This is a genomic window from Candidatus Erwinia dacicola (genome assembly GCF_001756855.1).
Classification (GTDB): domain Bacteria; phylum Pseudomonadota; class Gammaproteobacteria; order Enterobacterales; family Enterobacteriaceae; genus Erwinia; species Erwinia dacicola.
On record NZ_MAYS01000056.1, the window covers coordinates 1 to 1,570 of the forward strand.

The 1,570-nt window shown below is 51.1% G+C and carries 3 protein-coding genes and 1 pseudogene; 2 read left to right on the forward strand and 2 right to left on the reverse strand.

Translation table 11 applies throughout. From position 1 onward, the window contains the following. On the forward strand, nt 1-330 hold a 330-nt coding region (locus tag BBW68_RS01330), incomplete at its 5' end, for a transposase (RefSeq protein ID WP_186821241.1). A 106-nt stretch (nt 331-436) separates the two neighbouring features. Continuing rightward, nucleotides 437-667: pseudogene (locus tag BBW68_RS01335) on the forward strand (AI-2E family transporter); the annotation flags it as partial. Between the two features lie 94 nt (nt 668-761). On the opposite strand, the gene bcp reads toward BBW68_RS01335, so the two are convergent. Next, nucleotides 762-1,229, reverse strand: a complete 468-nt coding sequence (gene bcp, locus BBW68_RS01340) for a thioredoxin-dependent thiol peroxidase (RefSeq protein ID WP_070133684.1) — start codon at nt 1,227-1,229, stop codon at nt 762-764. A gap of 69 nt (nt 1,230-1,298) precedes the next feature. After that, on the reverse strand, nt 1,299-1,570 hold a 272-nt coding region (locus BBW68_RS01345; RefSeq protein WP_476727288.1), incomplete at its 5' end, for an ACT domain-containing protein.

Here is a 1,570-nt window from a genome sequence, read left to right on the forward strand (position 1 = left end):
CAGCTGGAAAAGAACTTCCCGGCAGTCACAGAGATGATGGACGAAGCGGAGGCGGAGGGGCTGGCGTACTTCGGGTTCCCGGGAGCGCACCGGGTGAAAATCCACTCCACGAACACGCCGGAGCGCCTGAATAAAGAGGTGAAGCGGCGTTCCCACGTGGTGGGTATCTTCCCCAACGAAGAGAGTATAACCCGGCTTCTGGGGGCGGTGCTGACGGAGCAGAACGAAGAATGGCTGTTGCAGAACCGCTACCTGCCGCAGCACAGCATGGCGGAGATAGAGCAGACCGCTGAAAACGATGTGATCGAGGCGCTGCCACTCAGCGCTTAACAGACATATTACCGGACCGGAAGGCCGGATCTGAATTTACACCACCTTGACGGACTCGACCCTATTAGAAAAATAGCATAATTGTTTTCTTAACCGAATGCCATTGCTGAGCCAGTGGGGGCTGTCCGGGGACTTCTGAACCATGATTATTGTCTATCTGGTGATTCAGGCGCTGGATGGGAACGTGCGGGTGCCGATACTGTTTTTAGAAGCGGTAAACCTGCATCCACTGATGATTATTCTTTCGGTGGTGATCTTCGGCGGGCTATGGGGATTCTGGGGGGTATTCTTTGCTATACCGCTCACCACGCTGGTGAAATCGGTGGTGCATGCCTAGCCGGATGAAATAGCTAAATCGTAGAAGGCTTATCAAGGGCCGATCTCAAAAGACGATTGGCCCCTAGATTTGCGGGTCGACCCGCACGTTCAAATCACGCCGACTTCAGGTAATCCATCACGATATCGTGGTGGTTGCCGGTCTTGAAATCATCGAAAACTTTCTCAACGTTACCGTCAACGCCGATAAGGAAACTGATGCGGTGGATGCCGTCATAGGTTTTGCCCATAAAGGTTTTTTCGCCCCAGATGCCAAACTGCTCGCATACCTGATGGTCTTCATCAGACAGCAGAGTAAAGTTTAGCAGCTCTTTTTCGACGAAGCGTGAGAGCTTCTCCGGCTTATCCGTGCTGATACCTAAAACTTCAACCCCGGATTTTTTCAGCTCGTCCATGCTATCGCGCAGACCGCATGCCTGTACGGTACAGCCTGGCGTCATCGCTTTCGGGTAGAAATATACCAGAACGCGCTGTCCTTGGAAGTCGGTTAAATTTACCTGTTCGCCGTCCTGGTCGGGCAAGCTAAATTTCGGTGCAGCATCACCGGTTTTCAGTGGATTCATCACTACTCTCCATTTTTTATCATCATACCAAGGTTAAAATTCACGCGCTTCCCACATGTAGGTCAAGGATTACGCGCCGTGGTAAGAAACCGCCTTAATAGTGCCTTGAGCATGAAGTTCTGTACATAGCTGGTTGAACGCTTGCTCGATTAATAACGCATCTTGGCTGGTCGGGCTATGAGTGGTTAACTGAATATAGAGCATAGGCGGCTGGTTTTCTTGTGCAGGGTGTGTGCACGACACCAGCTCGGCAATATTCATCTGATGCGAATAAAACAGATCGGTAAAGCGCTCAATGATATGCGGGGAGTCAATGACCTCTACTTGATGGTTAGGAGATT